The organism is Lelliottia amnigena (assembly GCF_019047465.1).
Taxonomy (GTDB): Bacteria; Pseudomonadota; Gammaproteobacteria; order Enterobacterales; family Enterobacteriaceae; genus Enterobacter; species Enterobacter amnigenus.
In genome coordinates, this window is record NZ_CP077236.1 from 2956893 (window position 1) to 2977146 (window position 20254).

General features: G+C 58.6%; 15 protein-coding genes. 9 read left to right on the top strand and 6 right to left on the bottom strand.

The window, feature by feature from the left end:
* Window positions 1–2: 2 nt before the first annotated feature.
* The 3 genes from I6L74_RS13795 to sitD are packed head-to-tail and all read left to right on the top strand — an operon-like array spanning window position 3 to window position 2517.
* The gene (locus tag I6L74_RS13795) at window positions 3–827 is read left to right on the top strand and encodes a manganese/iron ABC transporter ATP-binding protein (RefSeq protein WP_059178717.1); all 825 of its coding nucleotides are present in this window, start codon (window positions 3–5) and stop codon (window positions 825–827) included.
* Window positions 824–1681: an iron/manganese ABC transporter permease subunit SitC gene (gene sitC, locus I6L74_RS13800; RefSeq protein WP_059178716.1), complete on the top strand. Its 858-nt coding sequence runs from the start codon at window positions 824–826 to the stop codon at window positions 1679–1681. Before I6L74_RS13795 ends, sitC begins: the two co-directional genes overlap by 4 nt.
* Window positions 1678–2517, top strand: a complete 840-nt coding sequence (gene sitD, locus I6L74_RS13805) for an iron/manganese ABC transporter permease subunit SitD (RefSeq protein WP_059178715.1) — start codon at window positions 1678–1680, stop codon at window positions 2515–2517. Before sitC ends, sitD begins: the two co-directional genes overlap by 4 nt.
* Here the strand turns inward: sitD and entD are convergent.
* On the bottom strand, window positions 2486–3154 hold the full coding sequence (entD, locus tag I6L74_RS13810; RefSeq protein ID WP_059178714.1) for an enterobactin synthase subunit EntD: 669 nt from the start codon (window positions 3152–3154) through the stop codon (window positions 2486–2488). The genes sitD and entD overlap by 32 nt on opposite strands.
* A 246-nt stretch (window positions 3155–3400) precedes the next feature.
* Entirely contained in the window at window positions 3401–5653 is a 2253-nt protein-coding gene (locus I6L74_RS13815) for a TonB-dependent siderophore receptor (protein WP_059178713.1), read from the bottom strand.
* Between the two features lie 230 nt (window positions 5654–5883).
* Here I6L74_RS13815 and fes point away from each other — a divergent pair, with 230 nt between their 5' ends.
* Genes fes through entF form a run of 3 tightly spaced genes read left to right on the top strand, consistent with a single transcriptional unit; the run spans window position 5884 to window position 11228 of the window.
* Window positions 5884–7110, top strand: coding sequence for an enterochelin esterase (gene fes, locus I6L74_RS13820; protein ID WP_255210200.1), 1227 nt, complete (start codon window positions 5884–5886; stop codon window positions 7108–7110).
* Between the two features lie 36 nt (window positions 7111–7146).
* Window positions 7147–7359: an MbtH family protein gene (locus tag I6L74_RS13825; RefSeq protein ID WP_059178711.1), complete on the top strand. Its 213-nt coding sequence runs from the start codon at window positions 7147–7149 to the stop codon at window positions 7357–7359.
* Entirely contained in the window at window positions 7356–11228 is a 3873-nt protein-coding gene (entF, locus tag I6L74_RS13830) for an enterobactin non-ribosomal peptide synthetase EntF (RefSeq protein ID WP_059178710.1), read from the top strand. The genes I6L74_RS13825 and entF overlap by 4 nt, the downstream gene beginning before the upstream one ends.
* A gap of 596 nt (window positions 11229–11824) precedes the next feature.
* On the opposite strand, the gene fepC is transcribed toward entF, so the two are convergent.
* Genes fepC through fepD form a run of 3 tightly spaced genes read right to left on the bottom strand, consistent with a single transcriptional unit; the run spans window position 11825 to window position 14615 of the window.
* On the bottom strand, window positions 11825–12625 hold the full coding sequence (gene fepC / locus I6L74_RS13835) for an iron-enterobactin ABC transporter ATP-binding protein (protein WP_059178709.1): 801 nt from the start codon (window positions 12623–12625) through the stop codon (window positions 11825–11827).
* Window positions 12622–13614: an iron-enterobactin ABC transporter permease gene (gene fepG, locus I6L74_RS13840; RefSeq protein WP_059178708.1), complete on the bottom strand. Its 993-nt coding sequence runs from the start codon at window positions 13612–13614 to the stop codon at window positions 12622–12624. Before fepG ends, fepC begins: the two co-directional genes overlap by 4 nt.
* Window positions 13611–14615, bottom strand: a complete 1005-nt coding sequence (gene fepD, locus I6L74_RS13845) for a Fe(3+)-siderophore ABC transporter permease (RefSeq protein ID WP_059178707.1) — start codon at window positions 14613–14615, stop codon at window positions 13611–13613. The genes fepG and fepD overlap by 4 nt, the downstream gene beginning before the upstream one ends.
* Window positions 14616–14850: 235 nt before the next feature.
* Between fepD and entS the strand changes: the two genes are divergently transcribed.
* The gene (gene entS / locus I6L74_RS13850) at window positions 14851–16098 is read left to right on the top strand and encodes an enterobactin transporter EntS (protein WP_059178706.1); all 1248 of its coding nucleotides are present in this window, start codon (window positions 14851–14853) and stop codon (window positions 16096–16098) included.
* A 204-nt stretch (window positions 16099–16302) separates the two neighbouring features.
* Here the strand turns inward: entS and fepB are convergent, their stop codons facing one another.
* On the bottom strand, window positions 16303–17262 hold the full coding sequence (gene fepB, locus I6L74_RS13855) for a Fe2+-enterobactin ABC transporter substrate-binding protein (RefSeq protein ID WP_059178705.1): 960 nt from the start codon (window positions 17260–17262) through the stop codon (window positions 16303–16305).
* Between the two features lie 187 nt (window positions 17263–17449).
* Between fepB and entC the strand changes: the two genes are divergently transcribed.
* Both entC and entE read left to right on the top strand, forming a co-directional pair.
* Window positions 17450–18625: an isochorismate synthase EntC gene (entC, locus tag I6L74_RS13860; protein WP_059178704.1), complete on the top strand. Its 1176-nt coding sequence runs from the start codon at window positions 17450–17452 to the stop codon at window positions 18623–18625.
* A 9-nt stretch (window positions 18626–18634) separates the two neighbouring features.
* Complete coding sequence (gene entE, locus I6L74_RS13865; RefSeq protein ID WP_059178703.1) at window positions 18635–20245, top strand: (2,3-dihydroxybenzoyl)adenylate synthase EntE; 1611 nt, start codon at window positions 18635–18637, stop codon at window positions 20243–20245.
* The last annotated feature ends 9 nt before the right edge of the window (window positions 20246–20254 follow it).

Genomic DNA, 20254 nt, shown 5'->3' on the forward strand with positions numbered 1-20254 from the left:
AGATGCAGGCTCAGGGGATTGTTGTATCCGATGTGACGGTGACCTATCGCAATGGTCACACTGCCTTACGAAACGCGACGTTCAGCGTACCGGGCGGCTCCATTGCGGCACTTGTTGGCGTGAATGGTTCCGGTAAATCCACGCTGTTTAAAGCGGTGATGGGATTTGTGCGGGCGGCGAGCGGCAATATCGCGATTCTTGGGATGCCCACCCAGCAGGCGCTGCGGCAGAATCTGGTCGCCTACGTCCCTCAGTCGGAAGAGGTGGACTGGTCTTTTCCGGTGCTGGTCGAAGATGTGGTGATGATGGGGCGTTACGGCCACATGGGATTCATGCGCATCCCGAAAGAGAAGGATCGCCAGATGGTCACCGAGGCGCTGGCTCGCGTCGATATGCTGGAATTACGCCATCGACAAATCGGCGAGCTGTCCGGCGGGCAGAAAAAACGTATTTTCCTGGCGCGCGCCATCGCGCAGCAGGGCGAAGTTATCCTGCTGGATGAGCCGTTTACCGGCGTGGATGTCAAAACCGAAGCCAGAATTATCAGCCTGCTACGAGAGCTGCGTGACGAAGGCAAAACGATGCTGGTATCAACCCACAATTTGGGTTCAGTGACCGATTTTTGTGATTACACCGTGATGGTGAAAGGGACCGTGCTGGCGAGTGGCCCGACGGAAACCACCTTTACGGCGGAGAATCTCGAGCGCGCCTTCAGCGGCGTGTTGCGCCACGTGGTGCTCAGCGGTTCGGAAGACCGCATTATTACCGATGACGAACGGCCCTTCGTGTCGCATCGTCTGCCTGCGGATAAGCGGGAACCATTATGAACACGCTCCTGGAACCTTTTGGCTATGAGTACATGCTCAATGCAATGTGGGTGTCGGCGATGGTGGGCGGACTGTGCGCGTTTCTCTCTTGCTATCTGATGCTCAAGGGCTGGTCACTGATCGGTGATGCGCTCTCGCACTCGATTGTGCCGGGTGTGGCAGGGGCGTATATGCTCGGGCTGCCGTTCTCGCTAGGGGCATTTTTATCGGGCGGACTGGCGGCGGCCAGCATGCTGTTTCTAAACCAGCGAAGCCGCCTGAAAGAAGACGCCATCATTGGGCTGATTTTCTCCTCCTTCTTCGGTCTGGGGCTCTTTATGGTGTCGCTCAATCCGACGTCCGTGAATATTCAAACCATCGTGTTGGGGAATATTCTGGCCATCGCCCCGGAAGATATCGTGCAGCTCACGATCATTGGCGTGGTCTCGATTGTGATTCTGCTGTTCAAATGGAAGGATTTGATGGTGACCTTTTTCGATGAGAATCACGCTCGCGCCATCGGCTTACGTCCTGAGCGCCTGAAAGTCCTGTTCTTCACGCTGCTGGCGGTGTCCACCGTGGCGGCGCTGCAAACCGTCGGCGCCTTTCTGGTGATCTGTCTGGTGGTGACGCCCGGCGCCACCGCGTGGCTGCTTACCGACCGTTTTCCGCGTCTGCTAATGATTGCGGTGGTGATTGGCAGTCTCACCAGTTTCCTCGGCGCGTGGGCCAGCTATTATCTCGACGGCGCAACGGGCGGCATTATTGTGGTTGCGCAGACGCTGCTGTTCCTGCTGGCGTTTGTCTTTGCGCCTAAGCACGGTCTGCTGGCAAACCGTCGTCGGGCGCGCCAGGTGCGGGAGGTGAAGGAATGATCGCGCTACTTCTTGAACCCTTCCAGTTCGCTTTTATGAACAATGCGATGCTGATTTCACTGATGGTCGCCGTGCCGTGCGCGCTACTGTCGGTCTTTTTGGTCCTGAAGGGCTGGGCGCTGATGGGCGATGCCATGAGCCATGCGGTGTTCCCGGGCGTGGTGCTGGCCTGGATGCTCGGTCTGCCGCTGGCGTTAGGCGCGTTTGTGGCGGGATTATTTTGCGCCGTCGCCACGGGATACCTGAAAGATAACAGCCGTATTAAGCAAGATACCGTCATGGGGATCGTGTTTTCCGGCATGTTCGCCGCAGGGTTGATTCTCTATATCGCCGTTAAACCGGAAGTGCATCTCGACCATATTCTGTTTGGCGATATGCTCGGGATCAACGCGATGGATATCACACAGAGCGGTATCGTGGCGGCGCTGATTACGCTGGTCATCGGCCTTAAATGGCGTGATTTTTTGCTCTTTTGCTTTGACTTTCAGCAGGCACAGGTGAGCGGTTTACGCACCCGATGGCTGCACTATGGCCTGCTGTGCATGGTCTCGCTCACCATCGTGGCGACGTTAAAAGCGGTGGGGATTATTCTGTCGATATCGCTACTGATTGCCCCTGGGGCGATAGCGGTGCTGGTCACGACGCGCTTCCACGTCGCGCTGCTGGTGGCGGTACTGATATCCATGCTGGTGTCCGTCAGCGGTGTATATCTGTCGTTTTATCTCGACAGCGCGCCTGCGCCGACCATCGTGGTGCTGTTTGCACTGGTGTTTATCATCACTTTTGTCGTGACCAGCGTGAAGGCTAAGCGGCGGGAAAATGTGACAGCAGGGTGATCACCCGCTCGCCATCGCGCAGCCAGTGAAGTGTAAACGGCGTGCCTTCTTTGAAGCCCGCGAGCGGACGGGTCAGCGCCAGCGTCAGGTTGTCGGCTGTGAGCGCCGTGATGCGGGCGCTGTCAAAACCCATCAGGGCATTAACCCTGGGAAACAGCGCTTTAAACACGCTCTCTTTGGCGCTGAATGTCAGCGTGAGTGCCAGCGCAAACGGCAGGGAGTTGCGACGTAAAAGCGTCTCTTCTTCGTGGCTGATAATCCCGTTTTTGATCTCTTGCGCCTCAAGTGCATCCAGGATCTGTTCGCAATCAATCCCCAACAGCTGCTGCGTGTGATTCGACGCGACGGCCAGCGCGCAGGCGGCGGTATGAGTAATACTGCCGACGATCCCCGTTTGCCACAGCGGCTCGCTATTGACGCCTATGCCTGGAATCGCGCGGACGCCGAACTCCTGCAGCGAATGCGCCGCAGCGATGCGTCCGGCGAGATGTTCGGCTTTACGTTTGTGGGCAGCATGAGCCAGTTGCTGATGGTGCGGCAGCCACAACAAATCGGCGTCACTGAACGTGGCGGGTTCAAACGTGATTTGGTGGACAGTTTGGCGGGCAAGGGAAAAAGTGGTGTGAAGCGTGCGCATGGTTCCCCTTAGTTAAAAAAGCCCCCTTCGGTGGAAGAGGGCTTACAGTCTATACCTTAAACAATTCGAGTTGCAGGACAAAACGAAATTGGCGTTTTGCACAGCGCTTGCGCTGGCCCCGTAGGGGTGAGGCCATCAGGCCGAATCACGCGGCAACTGAGTGAATCCCGATGAACTTACTCAGCTAAGTGATTCAGGTAAACGAACGCAGCCAACGCACCTGCAACGCGAAGTATGACGCGTCTATCAGAAGTGCGTATTCACGCTCATATACCAGGTCCGCCCCGGCTCGTTATAGGTGTACGCGCCTGCGCCGGACATATACGCTCCGGTTTTATCGTTACCGGTAGTCTGCGCATTACCCGCGCGCCACTGGCGTTTGTCGAAGACGTTATCCACGCCACCGGTCAGGCTAACGTTTTTGGTCACATCCCAGCTCGCACTCAGGCCCACAATGCTGTACGGGCTGACTTCGTCGCTTTCAGAACCTGTTACCGGTTTGCCTTTGTAGTTGTATTTCTTCGGCTGCTGCTTGCCGTACCACGTAAAGGTCGATTGCAGCGACACGTCCTGATGTACCTGCCAGCTCAGCGTGGAGTTCAGCGTATACTCCGGGATGATCGACAGACGATCGCCGGTCTCTTTGTTCTTACTTTGCAGCATGTAGGTAATGTTGTTGGTCCAGTTCACCGTCTCGGTGACCGGCACATTCAACGTCCCTTCCAGGCCTTCTACGACGGCTTTCGGCACGTTTTCCCACTGATAAATATCGGTTTTGGTTTTGCCGAGTGAGGTCTGATCAATCGGGGCATAGCCGGCTTCGATTTTATCGCGATAATCGTTGCGGAACCACGTCACGCCCGCCATCCAGCCGTCACGTTTGAACTCAAGGCCAATCTCTTTGTTGATGCTGGTCTCGGCTTTCAAATCGTCGTTGCCCATCATGTAGCAACCGACACCGTCACCGCTGGCGTAGCAGCCCTGGCCTTTGCTGTAGAGCAAATAGTTCGGGTTGGTCTGATACAGGCTCGGCGCTTTGTACGCACGCGCAATGCCCATTTTCAGGGTGAAGTCATCGCCCAGACCCTGAGACAGGTTCAGGGACGGGCTCCAGTTGTTGCCCACGATTGTGTGATGATCGAAGCGCAGCGCCGGCGTCAGCATGGTGCTGTCGGTCAGCTCCATGTTGTTCTCAGCGAACAGGGAGAAGATCTCAGCGCTGGAATACGGGCTGCGATCGTCGCTCATGCCAGGGATCGTGCCGCCTTGCTGGGCCTGTCCGTTGGAGGACATATCCTTCATGCGCTGCTGATTCCACTCGGTTCCCAGGGTCAGATTTTGATTCACCAGGAAATCGATCGGCAGGTTCACCTCACTGTGCAGCATCACGTCTGACAGATCGGTATCGGTAAACTTATCGCTGTTGAACAACCCTTCCAGGCCACCCGCCAGGCCCTCACCCAGACGTGAGTTGCGGGTATGTTCGTACTGCGCCCAGTTGCTGGTGGTCACGCCATTATCCCAGCCGCCGTTCCAGGTGACAGCAAAGTTCTGGCGATAAATACGGTTGGTCTCTTTACCGTAGTTTTTCTTCACCAGCCCGTTGCTGCTGTTATCGTTGTTGGTATTCTGTGTGTCGCCTGCGTAGAGGTTATTCTGACGGCTGTAGCCCGCTTCAAACTCCAGCGACTGCATCGGAGCGAAGTCCCAGCGCACCACGCCGTTGACGTCTTTGTTCTCAACCCCTTCACGCCCGGCCGGGAGCGTGTCAGCATACATGCCCGTACGTTCGGACTGATGGCCCTGGTTGATATCCCATGCGTCGGCCTGGGTTTTATCCAGATTGCCGTACAGACGGAAGCTGAACTCTCCGCCCAGCGGGCCGCTCAGGTTGAAGTTGGTCCGTTTTGTCGAACCTTCGTCTTTATGTTCAGGCGCGTTCAGATAGGTATTCCAGGAACCATGCCACTGGTCATCGAATTTTTTGGTGATTATGTTCACCACGCCGCCCGCTGCACCGTTACCGTAACGGGCTGCCGCCGGGCCGCGAATCACTTCGATGCTTTCAACCATTTCAGGTGGAACCCAGCCGGTATCGCCGCGGGTATCACGCTCGCCACGCCATCCCAGACGGATGGAATTGCGGCTGGTAACAGGTTTGCCGTCAATCAGGATCAGGGTGTTTTCCGGCCCCATGCCGCGAATGTCAATCTGGCGGTTGTTGCCGCGCTGGCCGCTGGTGGAGTTGCCGGTTAGGTTTACGCCTGGCATGGTACGGATGATTTCGGCTACGTCACGCGCCGGCGGATTTTTACGAATTTCGTCGGCAGTGATTTTAGAAACGCCCGGCGCCTGTAAATTCTGCTCTGCGGCAGTGATCACCATGGTGTCTTCGTGCGAAGCGCTGCTGGCGGTGGCGTCGTCAGCCATCGCGGGCGCTGCAACCCCGTAAATTCCCAGATTGACCAGCAAGGCCAGGGAGTGAATCTTCTTATTCATTGTACGTCCTGCTTTTCAGTGCCGCATCCCCTTGGCTCCATTCCCGAATGGGAGAGGAGGCGGCATGTTGTCACCCGCATATTGCGTAAGCAGCCCTGTCCTCGAGCGCACACAATGCATGGCATGGTTATTTTATGAGCGCGCTTCCCACAGCGCGGGCACTACGCTATTGCAAATGCAAATAGTTATCAATAATATTATCAACAAAATTTGTCCTGAAACAAAATACTGTGAAACATGAGGTTAAGCGGGTGACGGCGTTAACAACGGGAAGTGAAGCCTGGTGGCAGTCGAAAAACGGTCCTGAATGGACGCGTGAAAAAGACCTTTATCGTGTCACGTTTTGGTGGCGCGATCCGGCTAGCACGGCGCGTTCGTCGGCGATAAAACGGGTGTGGATCTACATCACTGGCGTCACCGATCATCATCAAAATGCGCAGCCGCAATCCCTCGAACGTATTCCCGATACCGACGTCTGGCGGTGGCAGGGTGATTTCAGCCCGGAATGGCGCGGCAGTTACTGTTTTATCCCCTCTGAAAACGAACACGATTTTGCCGAAGCGGTCTTCAGCGCCGCCGCGCCCGATCGCATGGCGCTGCGCGAAGGCTGGGGCAAACTGCTGCCACGCGCGATTTCCGATCCGCTTAACCCGCAAAGCTGGCGCGGTGGCCGCGGGCATCCGGTTTCGGCGCTCGAAATGCCGCACGCACCCGTGCAGCCCGGCTGGAATCACGCTGATACACCGTTTTCACCACCCGAATGTATCGACTGGCACAGCCCACGACTGGGCAATTCCCGCCGCGTGTGGATTTTTACCACCGGGGATGAAAACCCGGCAGAACGTCCGCTGGCGGTGCTTCTCGACGGACAGTTCTGGGCCGAAAGCATGCCCGTCTGGTCGCCGCTGGCCGCACTGACGCAAGAGGGCCAATTGCCGCCCGCGGTATACCTGCTAATTGATGTTATCGACACCGCGCACCGCAGCCGTGAGCTGCCCTGTAACGCTGATTTCTGGCTGGCGGTACAGGAGGAGTTGCTCCCGCAAATACAGGCGTTAACGCCCTTCAGCGCGCGCGCGGATCGGACTGTGGTCGCCGGGCAAAGTTTTGGCGGTCTGTCTTCACTCTATGCCGCGCTTAACTGGCCGCAGCGGTTTGGCTGCGTGCTCAGCCAGTCGGGGTCGTACTGGTGGCCGCATCGCAGCGCGGATCAGGACGGGCAACTTATCGAACAACTCAAAGCAGGTGAAAAATCGGCGACGGGCCTGCGTATCGTGCTTGAGGCAGGGCGTCGTGAACCGCTGATTTTCCGCGCCAATCAGGCTCTTTACGCCCAACTACAGCATCCGCAGCACACAGTTTTCTGGCGTCAGGTCGACGGCGGACATGATGCCCTTTGCTGGCGAGGCGGGCTGACGCAGGGGCTAATGACCCTCTGGCAGCCGCTCATTCATTAACGCCAGGCTGGCGATTTCTCTCGACAGGAGTTTGGTATGGAATTCAGTAATCCCTTCGACAATCCACAGGGGCAATTCGCTATTTTGCAAAATCACCACGGTGAGTACAGTTTGTGGCCGCAGGGGGGCGCATTGCCCGCTGGCTGGCGTGTGATCTGCGAGCCACAATCTCTGCAAGACTGCGAACAATGGCTGACCGAAAACTGGCAGACGCTTGTGCCCTCTCATTTTGCGGAGGATAAGGCATGAGCGCGCGTCTTCCTCTCGTGGCGGCCCAGACGGGGATCTGGATGGCGGAGCAGCTTTCAACGTTGCCAAACGCCTGGAGCGTGGCGCACTACACCGAGCTGAACGGCGAAATCAACGCGCCGCTGCTGGCTAAAGCGATAGTGGCAGGCATGATGCAGGCCGATACCCTGCGCACGCGCTTTAGCGAAGAGAACGGCGACGTGTGGCAGTGGATTGATGAGACGATGGTTTTCGCTGAGCCGCAAATTGTCGATATGCGTCATCACGCCTCGCCGCACGCGGCGGCGATGGCGCTGATGGAGGCCGATCTTAATCAGAACCTGCGTGTCGACAGCGGCCAGCCGCTGGCATTTCATCAGCTGATTCAGGTGGGCGAAAACAACTGGTTCTGGTATCAGCGTTATCACCATTTAGTAGTCGATGGCTTCAGCTTCCCGGCCATTACCCGCCAGATCGTGAATATTTATCGTGCGCTGTCAGGGGGCCAACCGACGCCGGAATCACCCTTTACGCCGTTTTCCGAGGTGGTGGACGAATATCAGCGTTATCGCGAAAGCGAGGCGTACTCGCGTGATGGCGCGTTCTGGGCCGAGCAGCGCAAACAGCTGCCGCCGCCGGTGTCGCTCTCTGCTGCGCCGCTGCCGGGACGTGCCACCACGACGGATATCTTGCGTCTTAAGCTGACTGCCGATAGCCGCGCGTTTAGCCAGCTTGCCCAGGCATCAGGCCAGGTTCAGCGCACCGATCTGGCGCTGGCGCTGGTCGCGCTGTGGCTGGGACGGCTGACCGGACGGCTCGATTACGCCGCCGGATTTATCTTTATGCGCCGCATGGGATCGGCGGCGCTCACGGCAACCGGTCCGGTGCTAAACGTCCTGCCGATGGCGGTGAATATTGATCCGCACGAAACGCTGCCGGCGCTGGCGCAGCGTCTGGCGAATCAGCTGAAAAAGATGCGTCGCCACCAGCGTTATGACGCTGAGCAGATTGTTCGCGACAGCGGCCGTGCAGCGGGCGATGAAGCGCTGTTTGGTCCGGTATTGAACGTCAAAGTCTTTGATTATCAACTTGAGCTGGACGGCGTGCAGGCGACAACACACATGCTGGCGACCGGTCCCGTCAACGATCTGGAGCTGGCGCTGTTCCCGGACGAGCAGGGCGGTTTGAGTATTGAAATTCTGGCAAACAAACAGCGCTACGACGAGGCAACGCTGACGCGACACGTTGCGCGCCTGGACAGGCTGCTGGCGCAATTTGCAGCCAACGTTAGCCTGAAATGTGGCGACGCCGAAACCGTCTCGCCGCAGGAATATCAGCAGCTTGAACACATTAACGATACGGGCGTTGCGCTGCCGCACACTACGCTGAGCGCGCTGGTGGCAGAGCAGGCGCAAAAAACGCCGGACGCACCCGCTCTGGCGGATGCCCACATCGAACTCAACTATCGCCAGATGCGCGAGCAGGTGGTGGCGCTGGCGACGACGCTGCGCGAACGCGGCGTGAAGCCGGGCGACAGCGTGGCGGTTGCATTGCCGCGCTCGGTGTTTCTGACCCTGGCGCTGCACGGCATTGTTGAGGCAGGCGCCGCCTGGCTGCCGCTCGACACCGGTTATCCGGACGATCGCCTGCGCATGATGCTGGAAGACGCGCAGCCAACGCTTCTGATCACCACCGACGATCAGCTCCTGCGTTTTAGCGATCTGCCGATTCCGTCGTTTAGTTACAACACACTATTGCCTGCTGCGGGCAATGAACCATTGGGCCTGTGTGCGCCGCAGCAGACCGCGTACATCATCTTTACTTCCGGTTCGACCGGACGCCCGAAAGGGGTGATGGTGGGGCAAACCGCCATCGTCAACCGTCTGCTGTGGATGCAAAACCACTATCCGCTCACCGCGCAGGACGTGGTGGCGCAGAAAACACCCTGTAGCTTTGACGTCTCTGTATGGGAATTTTGGTGGCCGTTTATCGCCGGGGTAAAACTGGTGATGGCCGAGCCAGATGCGCACCGCGATCCGCTCGCGATGCAGCAGTTCTTCGCGCATTACGGCGTGACCACCACCCACTTTGTACCGTCGATGCTGGCGGCGTTTGTCGCCTCATTGACGCCAGAAAATGCGGGCTGCTGCGCGAGCCTGAAACAGGTGTTCTGTAGCGGCGAAGCGCTGCCGACGGCACTGTGCCGCGAGTGGGAAGAGCTGACGCACGCGCCGCTGCATAACCTGTATGGCCCGACGGAAGCTGCGGTTGATGTGAGCTGGTATCCGGCGTTTGGCGACGCGCTGGCGGCGGTGTCGGGCAACAGCGTACCGATTGGTTTCCCGGTGTGGAATACCGGCCTGCGCATTCTGGATGGCCTGATGCGACCGGTCCCGTTTGGCGTGGCGGGCGATCTGTATCTCACAGGTATTCAACTGGCGCAGGGCTATCTGGGACGCCCGGATCTGACCGCCAGCCGCTTTATCGCCGATCCGTTTGCCCCAGGCGAGCGGATGTACCGCACCGGAGACGTCGCTCGCTGGCTGGATAATGGCGCGGTGGAATATCTGGGCCGAAGCGACGATCAGCTGAAAATTCGTGGCCAGCGTATTGAGCTGGGCGAAATCGACCGGGCGATGTTATCGCTGCCTGACGTGGCGCAGGCAGTCGCGCACGCCTGCGTGTTTAATCAGGCGGCGGCCACCGGCGGCGATGCGCGTCAACTGGTGGGATACGTGGTGTCCGAATCCGGCTTGCCGCTGGATCGCGAGGCATTGCTGGACGCATTGAAAGCGCAACTCCCGGCGCATATGGTCCCGGTGGTGCTGTTGCAAATCAGCGAACTGCCGCTGTCGGCCAACGGCAAGCTGGATCGTAAAGCGCTGCCGATGCCGGATCTGACTCACAGCGCCTCCGGGCGCGTGCCGGAAACGGCAACGGAAATCGCCGTCGCGCAGGCATTTTCTGATCTTCTGGGCTGCGACGTGAATGACATCGAGGCGGATTTCTTTGCGCTCGGTGGTCACTCGCTGCTGGCGATGCGCCTGGCGGCACAGCTGAGCCGGACATTTTCTCGCAAGGTGACACCGGGACAGATTATGGTGGCATCGACGGTGAATCAGTTGAGTACCCTGCTGGCGTCGCAAATCAGCGATGAACAGGCGCAGCGTCTGGGCTTTGAGACGATTTTGCCGCTGCGACAAAGCGATGGCCCGACGCTGTTCTGCTTCCATCCGGCGTCCGGTTTTGCGTGGCAATTCAGCGTGCTGGCGCGCTATCTCAACCCGCGCTGGTCGATTACCGGCATTCAGTCGCCACGTCCGGAAGGACCGATGGCGCAGTGTACGACGCTGGATGAGGTGATCGCGCATCATCTCAACACGCTGCGCGCGCAGCAGCCGCACGGGCCGTATTATCTGTTCGGCTATTCACTCGGCGGGACGTTAGCGCAGGGTATCGCGGCGCGTCTGCGCGAGCAGGACGAAGAGGTGGCCTTCCTGGGGCTGTTGGACACCTGGCCGCCGGAGACGCAAAACTGGGCTGAGAAAGAGGCCAACGGTCTTGATCCACAAGTGTTGGCGGAAATCGAGCGCGAGCGCGAAGCGTTTGTTGCGGCGCAGCAGGGGCAGGCATCCAGCGAGCTGTTTAACGCGATTGAAGGCAACTACGCGGATGCGGTGCGCTTGCTGACGACCGCGCGCAGTTCACGCTTCGAAGGGAAAGCGACGCTGTTTGTCGCCGAGCGTACGCGCAAGATGGATCCGCAGCAGGCGTGGGAGCCGTGGGTGAATGAGCTGGAGGTTTATCATCAGGATTGCGCCCATGTCGATATCATTTCGCCGCAGGCGTTCGAGCAAATTGGCCCCGTGCTGAAAGAGATTTTGGGGTAGATTTTCCCCGCTGAAAGATATTTTTGAGTAGCTTTTCCCCCTCACCCTCTCCCTCACGGGAGAGGGAACCGTTCGGCGCAGCTATTCAGTCCGGCAGATCGCTTCCCGACAAACAGGGCGCGCAGGTGGCCTTTCTCTCTCTTCCCGAGGGATAAGGAACTGTTCACTGTTCAACGTTCTATTTCTTATAGCTGGTGATTTTCTCCCTCTCCCGTGGGAGAGGGCGGGGTGAGGGCACCAGACCGCATAAGGTAAAAGTAAAATGGCAACACTGTTGTCGTTTTAGTGTTTTCTCCCTCTCCCCGTGGGAGAGGGCGGGGTGAGGGCACCAGACCGCACAAGATAAAAGTAAAATGGCAACGTTGTAGCCATTTTGAGTGTCTTCTCCCTCTCCCTGTGGTAGAGGGCGGGGTGAGGGGGCACCAGACCGCACAAGGTAAAAGTAAAATGGCAACGTTGTAGCCATTTTGAGTGTCTTCCCCTTCTCCCTGTGGTAGAGGGCGAGGTGAGTGCACCGGACCGCGCAAAGTAAAAGTAAAGTGGCAACGCGGTTGCCGTTTTAGTGTTTTCTCCCTGTGGGGAGAGGCTTGGGGGAATCAGACCGCACGCCGTCCTATCGGCACGACCAGCGGCGTACCGGCAATCGGATCGTCGATAATCATGCAGCGCATTCCGTAGATCCGCTCGATCAACTCTGGCGTCACAATCTCTTTCGGCGCGCCTTCCGCCACGATTTTCCCGTCGCGCAATGCAATCAGATGCGTGGCGTAGCGGCACGCCTGATTCAAATCATGCAGCACCGCCGCCAGGGTGTACCCCTGCGTGCGGTTGAGATCGCTTAGCAATTCCAGGAGATCAATCTGATGGCTGATATCCAGCCAGGTCGTCGGCTCATCCAGCAGCATGATCGACGTCTCTTGCGCCAGTACCATTGCAATCCAGGCGCGTTGTCGCTGTCCGCCGGAGAGCGTATCGACGCTTTGCCCAGCGAGATCGGTTATGCCCGTTGCCCGCATCGCGGCCGTCACCGCCGCTTCATCCTCCTTGCGCCAGCGGGTAAACATCGGCTGATGCGGATAACGCCCGCGCGCGACCAACTCCTGCACAGTGATGTCGCCTGGCGTCGTGGCGTTTTGCGCCAGCAGCCCGATGCGCCGCGCCACCTCTTTACTGGCAAACTGCTGAATCTGTTCGCCGTCGAGATACACGCTCCCGTGCTGCGGCGTCATCAGACGGCTCAGGGTACGCAGCAGCGTGGATTTGCCGCAGCCGTTCGGGCCGATAATCGCCGTAAAATGGCCGTCAGGAATTGCCACATTTAACTCATGCGCCACGGTTTTTTTGCCGTAACCAAGGGTGAGATTTTCGCCGCGCAAGCGGGTCGCTGTCTGGGTCATTTCTTGCGGGACTCCTGAACTAACAACACGATGAGATAGATACCGCCAAGACTGACGGTCACGACGCCCACCGGCAGTTGATAAGGCATAAACAGCTGCTGGGCGCAGAGGTCCGCGACCAGCAATAAAAGTGCGCCACACAGCGCCGACTGGGTGAGGCCCCAGCGCGCCGTGCCGCTCATGCGGCGGGCGATATGCGGTGCAACCAGCGCGATAAAGGAGATAGGCCCCGCAATGGCGGTAGCGGCAGCGGTTAGGACGACGGCGACCAGCATGAGCGTCAGACGCGAGCGTTCAACGCCCACGCCGAGCGCGCAGGCGCTATCATCGCCCATTTCCAGCAGGCGCATTCTGCGCACCAGCAGCCACGCGCAGACAAACATCAGCATGATAATCGGTGTGGCGGGGAGCGTTTTAGCCCACGTCAGGCCGTTCAAGGACCCTGCGTTCCACAGCCCGGCGGAGAGCGACGTTTCAAGCGATGCGCGCAGCAGCAGCCAGGTGTTGAAGGCCATCAGCATGGCGCGAATGCCAATGCCGATAATGATCAGGCGGAAGGTTTCGATTCCGTTGCGCCAGGCCATCGCCCAGACGACAAGCGAGGTGAGCACGCCGCCCGCCATCGCCGCAAAGGCAATCGCCGTGAGATGCTGACCAAACAGCACCATCGCGACTAACACGCCGCTCCACGCGCCGGTGTTGAAGCCCATCACGTCCGGGCTGCCCAGCGGGTTGCGCAGCAGCGACTGGAAAATCGCGCCGCTCACGCCGAGCGCAGCACCCACCAGAATCGCCATCACCACGCGTGGTAAACGCCATTCGGTGACGACCATCGTGATATTACGCGGCGCGCTGCCGGTGAAGGCGTCAAAAACCTGCATAAAATCGAGCGTGACCGCGCCGCTGCGCAAACTCCAGACGGCGGCCATGAGGCTGGCGAGTACCAGCAGCAGGCACGTGCTGACTAATCGGCGGGAAGGGGTTATCACAGCCCACCTCCACGCTTACGGCGAACCAGGAAAATCAGCACCGGCGCGCCAATAAACGCACTGACCACCGAAACGCGCAGCTCGCCCGGCACCAGCACACGACCAATAATATCGGCAAAGAGCAGGAGAACGGGCGTCGCCAGCAGTGTGACAGGGAGCGACCAGCGGTGATCGGCCCCCACCAGCCAGCGTGCCATATGCGGCATCATCAGGCCAATAAACGCAATCGGCCCGACGACCGCCGTCGCGCTGCCGCACAACACGGTGATCGTTAATAATCCAATCAACTGGGTACGTGCCACGCGGCTACCGAGTGCGGTGGCGGTGTCGCTGCCGAGGCTCAGGCTGTTGAGTGCACGGCTTAAAAAGAGTGCAACGATGGCGGCGATAAGCACCGGGATCGTGACAATGTGTAAGGTTTGTAGCGTACGGATATCCAGCGATCCGGCTTGCCAGAAGCGTAGCTGATCCCAGACATCGGGATTCAGCAGTGCAATGCCGCTCGATAACCCTTCAAGCACCGCGCCGAGCGCCACGCCTGCCAGCGTCAGGCGTACCGGGCTTAGCTGGCCGCCACCCTGACTGCCGGTAAAGGCGACAAGCAACGATGCGGCAAGCGCGCCGCAAAATGCCATCACCAGTTGTTCGGTTGGGGAGGAGAGTCCAAACAGCGCCGCGCCGAGCACAATCGCAAAACTGGCCCCCGCGTTGACGCCCAGAATACCAGGGTCGGCCAGCGGATTACGGGTCAGCGTTTGCATAAGTGCTCCCGCCAGGCCAAGCGCCGCACCCGCCAGCAATCCGGCGAGCGTGCGCGGCAGTCGTGCGTCGAGCACAATCGTACAATCGGCGCTTTGGCATGTCCCGGAAAGCGCGTCAAAAATGACGGATGCAGGCAGCGGTTTCGCGCCAACCAGCAGGCTGAGTGCCATAGCAAGAATTAACAGCAACAACAAAAAGGGCACCGCAACGGCGCGTACCGCGAGAGGAGAAGACAACATAGCAACGTCCATGATTTGATAATGATAGTAATTATCGTTATCTATCTTATTTGGCTATGTTAGCATGTGCCACCATAAAATTGGTAGATATACCCGTCATACTTCACGCTGCAGGCGCGTTGGCTTTCCTCGCTCACCCCGGTCATTTACCTACGTAATTTTCCGGGAATTCCTGCGTCGCCGCCTTCCTGCAACTTGAATTATTTAGGGTATTGATAGATCTCAAGGCCTTGTCATGAATCAAAAATCCTGGCTGCTCAATCTCAGCCTCCTCAAGACGCATCCGGCATTTCGCGCCGTATTTATCGCGCGTTTTATCTCCATTTTATCCCTCGGACTGCTCGGCGTTGCCGTACCGGTGCAAATCCAGGCCATGACGCAATCCAGCTGGCTGGTTGGTTTGTCTGTGACCTTAACGGGCAGCGCGATGTTTATTGGGCTAATGGTCGGCGGGGTACTGGCGGATCGCTACGAGCGTAAAAAATTGATTCTGCTGGCGCGCGGGACGTGCGGCGTTGGCTTTATTGGCCTGTGCCTGAACGCCATGCTGCCGGAGCCGTCGCTCATTGCGATTTATGCGCTGGGATTATGGGACGGTTTCTTCGCTTCGCTGGGCGTGACGGCACTGCTGGCGGCTACGCCTGCGCTGGTTGGGCGAGAAAATCTGATGCAGGCGGGGGCGATCACCATGCTCACCGTACGTCTCGGATCGGTGATTTCGCCGATGGTGGGCGGCCTGTTGCTGGCGACCGGCAACGTGGCGTGGAACTACGGTTTAGCGGCAGCGGGAACCTTTATCACCACGTTAACCCTGCTGCGCTTGCCGCTTTTGCCGCCCCCGCCGCAGCCGCGCGAACACCCGTTGAAATCGTTGATGGCGGCAATTCGTTTTCTGTTTAGCAATCCGCTGATTGGCGGCATCGCCCTGCTGGGCGGGCTTCTGACGATGGCGAGTGCGGTGCGCGTGCTCTATCCGGCGCTGGCGATGGAGTGGCAAATGAGCGCCTCGCAAATTGGCCTGCTGTATGCGGCGATCCCACTCGGTGCAGCGTTTGGCGCGCTGACCAGTGGCAATCTGGCACACAGTGCGCGCCCGGGGCTGATTATGCTCTCTGCAACCGTCGCCTCGTTTATCGCCATCGCTTTCTTTAGCCTTATGCCGTTTTGGGCGCTGGGCGTGGTGTGCCTGGCGCTGTTTGGCTGGCTGAGCGCAGTGAGTTCGTTGCTGCAATACACCCTGATTCAGACGCAAACGCCGGAAGGGATGCTGGGGCGCATCAACGGTTTATGGACGGCGCAGAACGTGACGGGCGATGCGATTGGGGCGGCGATCCTGGGCGGACTTGGCGTGATTATGACGCCGATGGCTTCGGCCAGCAGCAGCGGATTTGTGCTGGCGATTGTCGGTGTGATTTTGCTGATAACCCTGGCGGAGCTGCGCCGATTCCGTCAGGAAGGGGTGTTGAAGGATAGTGCGGCCTGATGCCCTCTCCCCGGTCCTCTCCCTGGTGAGAGGAAGACAACACTAAAACGGCAACTGAGTTGCCGTTTTTTTTACCTTGCGCGGCTTGATACCTTCTCCCACAGGAAGAGGGAGAAAACTCTAAAACGGCAATCCAGTAGCCGTTTTGTTTTTATTTTTCAGCACGATGCCCTCACTCAAAAAAGGAGAGGGCATATTTTGTATTTACTTGAACAACGCGTTTACACGTTCCAGCACCAGCATGGCGCTGTAATAATCCAGGCGGAAGGTCTCCGTACCCAGCGCCCAGACGCGTTTGTTTTGCACCGCAGGCAGATGCGCCAGCAGCGGATTAGCGTAGATCGCATCGACGTCTTTCTGGTCGCCCGCAAACAACAATAGCCCTTGTCCATTCAGCCCTGCCGCCAGATTCTCACCACCCAACTGGATGATGTCGTGGCGTTTACCCTGGCTCTTTGAGGTGTTCAGTCCAGCAGGCAGCTCAGCCAGCTGGAATCCGAGCTGTTGCAGGAATTTGCCCTGCGCCGATTCCGCGGTCCACAGGTTCGCGCTGTGCGCGGCGGCGGTGTAAACAAGCGCATTCACCGGCTGCGGCGGGAGTTTCATCTGCTGCTTCACCAACGTCAGCTGTTGATCAAATTCGGCGATACGCGCGGCGGCCTGCTTTTCGTGTCCGGTCAGCGTGCCGAGTTGAGTCAGCAGTTCCTGCCAGCTTTTGTCGTCATAATTGATGACAAGCGTCGGCGCGATAGTGGAGAGCTGATCGTAAAGCGCCATGGCAGAATCTCCGCCGGTCGCGCTGATCAGAATCAGATCCGGCATTTGCGCGGCAACGGCTTCAGCGCTTGGCTCGCCGATATAGAGACGCGAAACCTGCCGTTTTTTGGCGATATCCCCCCACTGGCGCATAAATCCTTGCGCATCCGCCACGCGGTTGTTCGGCGTCGTCGCGCCGCTGGCCACAACCGGCGCGTCAATGGCCAGCAGCGAACCGGTCAGCGTGACGCTGGTAGATACAATGCGCGTCGGCTTGCTTTCCAGGGTATGAACGCCACGGCTGTCGGTGACCTGGCGGGGCCAGTCTGCGGCGATGGCTGAGGTTAGTCCTAAAACAAAAAGGCCTGCCAGCAGCAGGGCGTAACGACAAACAGCAGGGAATTTCACAAGGCGACATCCTGTTTTTGTGGAGGTTAATGCTTCTCATTTTCATAAATGCGGCGAAGGGATGCAAGCAATAGTCGCACAAGTTGCGCTGTCGGCGGTTGACACCGTCGCGCTCTGCTATTAGGTTAGCCATCGAAAATATAAATGATAATTATTCTTACTGCGTTTATCATTTTAGGAGGATGATATGGATACGTCATTGGCTGAGGAAGTTCAACACACCGCGACCACGCTGCAATCAGACAGCTTTTTCTTTATGTCGCCCAACCGCAGTTTCACCACATCTGGCTGTTTTGCCCGTTTTTCGGAGTCCGCAGCAGGCGGCGACGATCCGGCTGGTGCCTTCCAGCAAAAGCTGGCGCAGGCCTTCAATGACGCTAAAGCCAGCGGGATTTCGCATCCCATTATGGTGGGCGCCATTCCGTTTGATACCCGCAAACCCTCGTCACTGTTTATTCCGCAAAGCTGGCAAACTTTTTCGCGTCCGGCGCGACAGAAATCCGCACGCTACCATTCCGGCGCGCAGGAGTTGACGGTCGTAAGCCGTACGGAAATCCCGCCGCAGCCCGTATTTGAAGAGATGGTCGCCCGCGCCGCCGCCCTCACTGCGACGCCGCAGGTCAATAAAGTGGTGCTCTCGCGCCTGATTGATATCGCCACCGATCGGCACATCGACAGCGGTGCGTTGCTGGAGCGCCTGATCGCGCAAAACCCGGCAAGTTTTAACTTCCACGTTCCGCTCGAAGACGGCGGTGTGCTGCTGGGGGCGAGCCCTGAGCTGCTGCTGCGCAAAGAGGGGGCACATTTCAGCTCGCTGCCGCTGGCCGGCTCTGCGCGTCGTCAGCCGGACGATATGCTGGATCGCGAAGCCGGAAACAAACTGCTGGCCTCTGAAAAAGACCGCCACGAACACGATCTGGTGACGCAGGCGATGAAAACCGTGCTGGAACAACGCAGCCATAAGCTGGCAATGCCATCTTCACCGCAGCTGATCACCACGCCTACGCTCTGGCATCTGGCAACGCCGATTGAAGGCGAAGCGCGGGAAAATGAAAACGCGCTGACGCTGGCCTGTCTGCTGCACCCGACGCCTGCGCTGAGCGGTTTCCCGCATCAGGCCGCGAAAGAAATTATTGCCTCTCTGGAGCCGTTTGACCGCGAACTGTTCGGCGGGATCGTCGGCTGGTGCGACAGCGAAGGCAACGGAGAATGGGTCGTAACGATCCGCTGTGCGCGCCTCCATGAAAACACGGTTCGTCTGTTTGCTGGTGCAGGCATTGTCCCGGCCTCATCACCCGTCGGCGAATGGCGCGAAACCGGCGTCAAACTCTCCACCATGCTCAACGTTTTTGGTTTGCACTGAGGAATAATCATGACGCTTCCCTTTACCCGTTGGCCTGAGGAATTTGCCCGGCGCTACCGTGAAAAAGGCTACTGGCAAGATGTGCCGCTGACCGACATTTTGACGCGTCATGCTGACAGCGACGCGACGGCAGTTTTCGACGGCGAGCGGCAGTACACCTACCGTCAGCTTCACAAGGCAGTGAATAACCTCGCGTCCGCACTGCAGGCGCAGGGGATTAAGCGCGGCGAAACGGCGCTGGTGCAACTGGGCAACGTGGCCGAGTTTTACATCACTTTCTTTGCCCTGCTGCAGGCGGGCGTCGCCCCCGTGAATGCGCTTTTTAGCCATCAACGCAGCGAGCTGAACGCGTACGCACTTCAAATTGCGCCCGCGCTGGTGATTGCCGATCGCCAGCATGCGCTGTTTGCGGACGATGATTTCCTGAATACGTTTGTCGATGAACACCGCTCCGTGCGCGTGGTGCTGCTGCGCGGCGATAACGGTGAACACGCCCTGGAGACGGCCATTGCGCGTCCGGCGGACAACTTTATTGCCAGCCCGACGCCTGCCGATGAAGTGGCGTTTTTCCAGCTTTCCGGCGGGAGCACCGGCACGCCAAAGCTGATCCCGCGCACGCACAACGACTACTACTACAGCATTTTGCGCAGCAACGAAGTGTGCGGCATTACGGCTGAAACGCGCTACCTGAACGCGCTGCCCGCAGCGCACAACTTTGCGATGAGTTCTCCGGGATCGCTGGGCGTATTTATGGCGGGTGGGTGCGTGGCGCTGGCGAACGATCCGAGCGCCACGCTTTGCTTCCCACTGATTGAAAAACACCAGCTCAACGTTGCGTCTTTGGTTCCTCCTGCGGTCAGCCTGTGGTTGCAGGCCATCGCGGAAGGAGCGGGTAACGCTCAACTGGCGTCGCTGACGCTATTACAGGTGGGCGGAGCACGACTTTCTGCCACGCTTGCGGCGCGCATTCCGGCGGAAATTGGCTGTCAGCTGCAGCAGGTTTTTGGCATGGCGGAAGGGCTGGTGAACTACACCGCGATCGACGACACCCCGGAGCGCATCATGAACACCCAGGGTCGTCCAATGTGCCCGGATGACGAAGTGTGGGTAGCAGATGAAAACGGACAACCGCTGCCGCGCGGTGAAGTCGGGCGTTTGATGACGCGCGGGCCGTACACCTTCCGTGGCTATTTCAACAGCCCGGAACACAACGCCAGCGCTTTTGATGCCGACGGTTTTTACTGCTCCGGCGATCTGATCTCCATCGACGAGCAGGGTTACATCACCGTGCAGGGGCGTGAAAAAGATCAGATCAACCGTGGCGGCGAGAAGATCGCAGCGGAAGAGATCGAGAATTTACTGCTGCGTCACGAATCGGTGATCCACGCGGCGCTGGTCAGCATGGAAGACAGCCTGCTGGGCGAAAAAAGCTGCGCGTATCTGGTGGTGAAAAAGCCCCTGCGCGCGGTGGACGTGCGTCGTTTCCTGCGCGAGCAGGGGATTGCAGAATTCAAACTGCCGGACAGGGTCGAGAGCGTGGATGCGCTGCCGCTGACGCCGGTCGGGAAAGTAGACAAGAAACAATTGCGCCTGTGGCTCGCTGAACGCGCCCAGGGCTGAGGAACTGAT